The sequence below is a fragment of the Bacteroides sp. NSJ-39 genome (genome assembly GCF_014287315.1).
Classification (GTDB): Bacteria; Bacteroidota; Bacteroidia; order Bacteroidales; family Bacteroidaceae; genus Bacteroides; species Bacteroides finegoldii.
The window spans coordinates 111,555-118,595 of record NZ_JACOOB010000014.1; the positions used below are offsets into that span (position 1 = coordinate 111,555).

The 7,041-nt window shown below is 43.3% G+C and carries 6 protein-coding genes; 4 read left to right on the top strand and 2 right to left on the bottom strand.

What is annotated here, in order from left to right:
* Positions 1–21: 21 nt before the first annotated feature.
* Positions 22–1,200, bottom strand: a complete 1,179-nt coding sequence (locus H8S63_RS15165) for an ATP-binding protein (RefSeq protein WP_143867961.1) — start codon at positions 1,198–1,200, stop codon at positions 22–24.
* Positions 1,201–1,363: 163 nt separating this feature from the next.
* On the opposite strand from H8S63_RS15165, the gene H8S63_RS15170 reads away from it, so the two are divergent.
* The gene (locus tag H8S63_RS15170) at positions 1,364–2,569 is read left to right on the top strand and encodes a hypothetical protein (protein WP_186927264.1); all 1,206 of its coding nucleotides are present in this window, start codon (positions 1,364–1,366) and stop codon (positions 2,567–2,569) included.
* 37 nt (positions 2,570–2,606) lie between these two features.
* On the opposite strand, the gene H8S63_RS15175 is transcribed toward H8S63_RS15170, so the two are convergent.
* Positions 2,607–4,058 carry a glycoside hydrolase family 10 protein gene (locus H8S63_RS15175; protein ID WP_186927265.1) on the bottom strand — a complete coding sequence of 484 codons (1,452 nt, stop codon included), beginning with the start codon at positions 4,056–4,058 and terminating at the stop codon, positions 2,607–2,609.
* Between the two features lie 109 nt (positions 4,059–4,167).
* On the opposite strand from H8S63_RS15175, the gene H8S63_RS15180 reads away from it, so the two are divergent.
* Genes H8S63_RS15180 through H8S63_RS15190 form a run of 3 tightly spaced genes read left to right on the top strand, consistent with a single transcriptional unit; the run spans position 4,168 to position 6,315 of the window.
* Entirely contained in the window at positions 4,168–5,598 is a 1,431-nt protein-coding gene (locus H8S63_RS15180) for a carbon starvation protein A (protein WP_186927266.1), read from the top strand.
* A complete protein-coding gene (locus H8S63_RS15185) occupies positions 5,595–5,825 on the top strand; it encodes a hypothetical protein (protein WP_007758035.1) in 231 nt (76 codons plus the stop codon). The genes H8S63_RS15180 and H8S63_RS15185 overlap by 4 nt, the downstream gene beginning before the upstream one ends.
* A gap of 4 nt (positions 5,826–5,829) precedes the next feature.
* A complete protein-coding gene (locus tag H8S63_RS15190; RefSeq protein WP_007758039.1) occupies positions 5,830–6,315 on the top strand; it encodes an outer membrane beta-barrel protein in 486 nt (161 codons plus the stop codon).
* Positions 6,316–7,041 lie beyond the last annotated feature (726 nt).

A 7,041-nucleotide genomic window follows, 5' to 3' on the forward strand; every position in this document is an offset into this window, starting at 1 on the left:
ATATTTAAGTAAATAAATCTTTTAATATAAAAAGCCGAACATCCAGAGAGGTATCTGATTGCCCCGACCTATTTCTGCCTTATGCAACGCATACGTCACATTCGGGTTATTCTTAATCTTTGCACCTTCCAGGCAAATCTTGAACGGCATCACTTCGTCTACGATAAAAGAGAAATTCTTGTCTCCTTTGTGTATCTTATGGTCCTTCCATAAAGAGTTTGCAAAGAAAGTGTCCAATACATCCTGTTCTTCTACTTTCACCGGGTAGATGGAATACATCAAGTTGGAGTTGTGCATCATTATCTTCGAAGGTTTTTTCGGAAATTCTTCCCCTTTCGGATAAACCAGATTAATGAGTCGTGCGTCCGCCAGATACTTGATGTAATTCATCACCGTAGCGCGGGATGTTTGTATGTCGCTTGCCAACTGGCTGACATTTGGAGCCTTCGGTCCGTCGACAGCGAGCAAATATAGTAATTTTTTTATCTTTGAAAGATATTTCAGTTCTATTTGTTTGAGAAGTAGGATATCCACTTCCACCATCATGTTCATTGTCTTTAGCAGATTCTCCGAAAAGTTGCGCTTTTCGAGGAAGAACGGATAGAATCCGTGATGTAGGTAATCCTGAAAATAATCCAACGGACGTACCTTGGAAAGCACTCCTTTGGCAATCTGTTCATGTGTGCTTAGAATCTCTTCGAGGCTGTAAGCCCGAAACTTCATACCGGTCTGCAAGTTCAAGAATTCACGGAAAGAAAATCCGCGCAGGTTATAGCTTTTTGCAATATCGCGCAATTCAAGGTTTTCTTCCTTCAGCCGCATCACGGACGAACCGGTAAAGACTATCTTCAGATTGGGAAAGCGGTCGTAACACATACGTAACTCCTTGCTCCATTCCGGGTGCTTGAATACTTGGTCGATGAGTAGTACTTTTCCACCGCGTTTTTGAAATTCGTTGGCAAAGTCCACAATGCTGTGTCCCGAGAAGTAGAAGTTGTTCATGTTGATGAACAGACAAGAGCGGTCGGTCCCGAATTTCTCTTTTGCGTATTGGAGCAGGAAAGTGGTTTTTCCTACGCCACGTGTCCCTTTGATACCAATCAAGCGGTCGCTCCAATCAATCTCATCCATAAGGTCACGGCGAACGGGGGCATTGGTGTGCTCAACAAGGTAGGCGTGTGTGCGATAGAATGCTTCCATTTCTGTTCTTAGTTTTACGGGTGGCAAATATAGTGCTTTTTTTAAGATTTGCAAAGTAGAGATGGCAAAATTGTGCTTTTAACTCTAACTTTCTTCTTATTATTAGGTATTGCTGACTATTTCCTGTATATATTTGCAGAATAAAGTTTTGAATTCGTTTGAGATGGCTAAAAAGACTCTTTATCTATTCAACCCGGAACATGACTTGGCGTTGGCTAGCGGTGAAATCAATTATATGCCACCGGCCTCCGCCCGGCAGATGGCGGCTGAGCTGGCCTTGCTGCCGGTGTGGTATGCCGAAGAGGGGAGTGCGGTATTGGCCCCTTCCGCTTATAATCTTGACTATATGAAAAGGATGCAGCAACTGTTGGGACTTTCGGTACATCTGATGACAGAGCCGGAACTTGCTTCCGAACGAAACCTGGATATCCGTCCTTGGGGATGGGACATCGCCGTAAGAAAACGTCTCTTGGACTTAGGAATAGAGAAGCACGCATTACCCTCTATTGAACAATTAAATAAATTACGTTCTTGTTCACACCGTTCCTGTGCAGTAGAGCTGTTGCCTCATCTGCAATTGGACAATTATTTTTGCGGTGAATCCTTCTACCTGACACTTCCCGAAGAATGGAAATCATTTGTTGAATCGCATGATACCTGTCTGCTGAAAGCACCTCTTTCGGGTAGCGGTAAGGGATTGAACTGGTGTAAAGGCATTTATACGCCTTCAATTTCCGGTTGGTGTTTGCGTATCGGAAGTCAGCAGGGTGGCGTAATCGGTGAACCTGTATATAATAAGGTAGAAGATTTTGCTATGGAATTTCATTCTTCAGGTGACGGACGGTTCAATTTCATCGGATACTCTCAATTTCGCACGGGTGGGAGTGGAGCGTATGAGGGTAATCGGTTGATTTCAAATGCTGCGATTGAACAGAATCTTTCGGAATATGTCCCCGTCGGGGAGCTTGATAAATTGCGTAATTGTCTTGAACGGGAATTATCTCTTCGCTTTGGAAGTGTTTACAATGGCTATTTGGGAGTTGATATGATGATTTGCCGCTTCCCGGAATCTCCGGCTTATCGTATTCATCCTTGTGTGGAAATAAACTTGCGGATGAATATGGGAGTAGTAGCGCGTCACTTGTATGACCGTTATATATGTCCTTTCTCAACAGGGATTTTTCAGATAGATTATGCCCCTTCGGATGGAGCAGCATGGAACGCACACACAGCAATGGCAGAGACTTATCCATTGGAAATGGATCAGGGAAGAATCTGCTCTGGTTATTTGCCATTAGTGCCGGTTTATAAAAAAAGTAAGTATCGTGCGTGGATTCTTGTGTCAGGAAGTGTACATTGTGTAATATGAAACGGTAGCCGTTATTCCGTTTCTTATACAAAGTCTTTTACTTTTGCACCGCTCTACTTTCATTTCCGTAACGGTCAATGGCCGTAACAGCAAAATGTTTCTTTGCATTCCAGGGTAGGATAGGAGCATAGATATAACTTGTCTCCCGAATACCTTGTGTAACAATGTTTTCCGGTCGATTAATGTCTACCGGAAAATCATTCGATGCATAAATGACATACATTGGCTTATTGCGTGCATCATTGTCGGTGGCAGCCTGCCACTTTAATTCCGTATAGCCATTGTCAATATCGGTTACTGCCAATTCGGACGGGGCCGTAGGCGGAACATTATCTAGCCAAGGCATGGGAGGCTGTAAAGCAGGATAAGCATAAAAGTTTTCGACCAACTCATCATAGATACCCTGTGTATTCTCCATAAGATATTTCACCCGGTAATGTCCCTCGCCTGCCATCTTATGATTGCGGATAAAGTTTATCTGGCGGTCTATCTCGTCACGCGTCCATTTCCCTTCATCGGGATGGAGGAAGTAAATGCCCAAGCCCGGAATCACCTGCCGTCCGTTACTTTGTTCCTGCCAATCGAGGGCAAAAGGATAAAAATTATTTCCCTGGAAATACATCATCGGATAAATCTGATCCATAACACCTTCTCCCATCCATCCTTGCGGATCTTGGTAAACAGTAAAGAAAGCATTCCAACCACGCGAAGGATAACGAGAAGTATCCCGATATTTGCCAACGGGGCTGGTACTTACTTTTACCCAAGGTTTTATTGCTTTTACACCTTTATATATATAACGTACAATCTCGGAAATATTATCCCGGCGCCATTGGTCGAGCGTACGTCCTTTGCCATATTTGCGGAAATCATATTTATCCGGGAAAAAAGGTGCATTCTCTGGATAACGTAAATAGTCGAAATGTACGCCGTCCACATCATAACCGCTTACGACTTCGCGTACCAGTTTCATCAAATACTCTTTCGTTGCCGGATGTCCCGGATTAAGGAAATATTCACTTTTGTAAGGGACGCAGATTTCTTTCATCCGCTTGGTGACGGACCTACTTCCGAGTGAAGTAACATGTTTCTTGTTTCCCAGCGGAACGGTTACCATCCACGCATGACATTCCATTCCCCGCTTATGACATTCCTCAATGGCGAAAGCCAGTGGATCATAGCCGGGATTTCCTCCTGTCTTTCCGGTCAGGATTGAATTGAACGGTTCGATTGCTGAAGTATATAGTACGTCTCCTCGTGTACGGGTTTGGAATAAAACAGTATTGAAATTAGCCGCTTTCAATTTATCAAGGATATCTGTCAATTCTTCTTTCTGTTTGCGGATTGTCTGCGGAGTCGTTGCACGTGTGCGAGGCCAGTCCAAACCGTATACAGCCGTTACCCATGCTGCACGAACTTCGTGCTTGGGCTGCGCACTTGTCGGGAGGAAAGGAAACAAAAGTGAAAGAATGAAAATAAATAGGCGCATATCCTTTGTTTTTTGTTTTAAATCTCTGCAAAGTTAGTAAAAGTGTCGGTATTGTTGGGCTGTTTCATGAGATTATGTTACATTTGCCAAGTTAAAAAAGCGACACACTATGATTACATTTACTCTATGCCTGCTTGCGTTGATAGTAGGCTATTTTACGTACGGACGCCTCATGGAACGCGTCTTTGGTCCCGATGACCGTAAAACACCGGCACTTACTAAGGCTGATGGAGTGGACTATATTCCATTGCCCACTTGGAAGATTTTCATGATTCAATTTCTTAATATTGCAGGACTAGGTCCAATTTTCGGTGCAATCATGGGAGCGAAGTTCGGAACTTCTTCTTATTTGTGGATTGTGCTGGGGAGTATCTTTGCGGGTGCTGTCCATGATTATTTTGCCGGAATGCTTTCTTTGCGCAATGGTGGTGAAAGTTTGCCCGAAATCATAGGCCGTTATTTAGGGATTACTACGAAGCAGGTAATGAGAGGATTCACCGTTATTTTGATGATTCTGGTCGGTGCGGTTTTTGTGGCCGGTCCTGCCGGACTGCTGGCGAAACTTACACCGGAACATTTGGATACTACGTTTTGGATTGTCGTTGTGTTTGCTTACTATATTCTGGCGACTTTGCTTCCGGTAGATAAGATTATCGGTAAAATTTATCCTCTGTTCGCAGTCGCACTGCTGTTTATGGCGGTAGGAATTTTAGTAATGCTTTATGTCAATCATCCCGTTTTACCGGAGCTGTGGGATGGTTTGCAAAATACAAATCCCGAAGCAAGCAAACTCCCTATTTTCCCGATTATGTTTGTGAGTATTGCTTGTGGCGCGATTTCCGGTTTTCATGCTACTCAAAGTCCTTTGATGGCGCGTTGTATGACTTCGGAACGTCACGGTCGTCCGGTGTTCTATGGGGCGATGATTACTGAAGGTATCGTTGCTCTTATCTGGGCTGCTGCGGCTACTTACTTTTTCCATAAGAATGGGATGGAAGAAAGTAATGCTTCTGTTATTGTAGACGCCATCACGAAGGAGTGGTTGGGAACAATCGGAGGGATACTTGCCATTCTGGGAGTGATTGCAGCTCCGATTACGTCGGGAGATACGGCTTTCCGTTCGGCACGTCTGATTGTGGCGGATTTCTTGGGAATGGAACAAAAAAGTATGCGTCGCCGTTTATACATTTGTATCCCTATGTTTGTGGTAGCTATCGGCCTGCTCCTGTACAGTTTGCGTGATGCCAACGGGTTTAATATGATATGGCGTTATTTTGCTTGGGCTAACCAGACATTGGCTGTGTTCACTTTGTGGGCTATAACGGTATTTCTGGCTGTGTCCAAGAAACCTTACATCATCACTTTGATACCGGCACTGTTTATGACAAGTGTATGTTCTACTTATATATGTATTGCTCCCGAAGGGTTAGGACTTTCACCTGTGGTTTCTTACAGCGTCGGCATAGCGTGTGTAGTGATTGCGGCTGTATGGTTCTATGCTTGGCTGGGTAAACAGAAAACAAGAAAATTATCAGAATGAGGAAAATAAAGAGATCAACAGGAGTTGCGTTAGCATTCCTTATTTATGTATCAGTAACTGCGGCTTATTTGTTGCCACGTAATACGGAAGTCAGCCAGACAGAGAAAATCCTGACAGTGGCAGGTTCTTATGTCATTGTCTTTCTCCTTTGGCTGGTGCTTCGTAAAAAGGAGCAAATGCGTGAACGCCGCAAAAAAGACGAACAATCTATTCACTTTAAAAAGTAAGTTTATGAAGAAATTAGCTTTAGCTTTTTGCCTATTGGCAGTCTCGTTTACTGCACAGGCTCAATTTGAAAAAGGTACTATGATTCTTAATCCTTCCGTCACAGGATTGGACTTTTCGTATAGCAAGAATGACGATGCGAAGTTTGGCTTGGGAGCACAGGTCGGTACATTCTTGGCGGATGGCTTTGCGCTGATGGTCAATGCGGGAGCAGACTGGTCGCAGCCTAAAGATACATATACTCTTGGTACCGGAGTTCGTTGTTATTTCAATACTACAGGCATTTATATCGGTGGTGGTCTTGATTGGGAACGTATCCGTCTGAAAGGTGGTGAGCATAATAACGATTGGGGGGTAGGTATTGAAGCCGGATATGCTTATTTCCTTTCCCGGACGGTGACTATCGAACCTGCCGTTTATTACAAATGGCGTTTTGATGACTCCGACAACTCACGTTTCGGCATTAAGGTAGGATTCGGATTCTACTTTTAAAGATAATCTTCGTCACCTATCATCGTATGTGTGAATCCAATTGCCCATCGGTGTTTCTGAACGGTGATAGGTTGACCGTTGATATCTGACTACTTAACTATCCGCATTCATCTCACACAAAAAAAAGTTTTGTGCAGTTTTACTGTCATACTGTCATAAATAGTCTGTATCCCTTTATTCATCGGTGTTTCAACCATGATAGCGAGTATGAGGGTAGGCATGAGAGTAACTTTTTACTATCATACTGCTTCCATAAAGCATAGTTTCACTATTGGTTTCAAACTGGAATACAATTAGTTTCAGGCAGTAGAAACTTTAGTTTCAAGCCGAAGAAACTCTGGTTTCAAGCAAGGGAAACTAAAGTTTCAAGCCGTTGAAACTAAAGTTCCAACGGTCGAAACACTAGTTCCTGCTGTTGGAAACTGTAAAGCATTGTGGTGTAAAGCATAAAGTGTGTGGGTATTGTATCTCTGCGTGACGGTATGATTGCCGTCACAGTGTTGTCACTTGCTGTCGTCACGTCATTATCATTTAATAATCAGATTATTAAGTGATAATCTGTGACAGGTGACAGCAAATCTTTCTTTTAATTTATTGTAGAGGAGACGGGTCAGTAGAAATTTAGTGGGGATTATTTTTTATACTCGTGAAGTATTGCTTACTTCGCATTATGAAAAACGATTATTTGACCATGCTAGCCAGCCTCGTGTTGCCGGCGCAGATATT

Coding starts and splice junctions, on each gene's coding strand:
- H8S63_RS15165 (WP_143867961.1), bottom strand. CDS start 1,200: ATGGAAGCATTCTATCGCACACACGCCTACCTTGTTGAGCACACCAAT.
- H8S63_RS15170 (WP_186927264.1), top strand. CDS start 1,364: ATGGCTAAAAAGACTCTTTATCTATTCAACCCGGAACATGACTTGGCG.
- H8S63_RS15175 (WP_186927265.1), bottom strand. CDS start 4,058: ATGCGCCTATTTATTTTCATTCTTTCACTTTTGTTTCCTTTCCTCCCG.
- H8S63_RS15180 (WP_186927266.1), top strand. CDS start 4,168: ATGATTACATTTACTCTATGCCTGCTTGCGTTGATAGTAGGCTATTTT.
- H8S63_RS15185 (WP_007758035.1), top strand. CDS start 5,595: ATGAGGAAAATAAAGAGATCAACAGGAGTTGCGTTAGCATTCCTTATT.
- H8S63_RS15190 (WP_007758039.1), top strand. CDS start 5,830: ATGAAGAAATTAGCTTTAGCTTTTTGCCTATTGGCAGTCTCGTTTACT.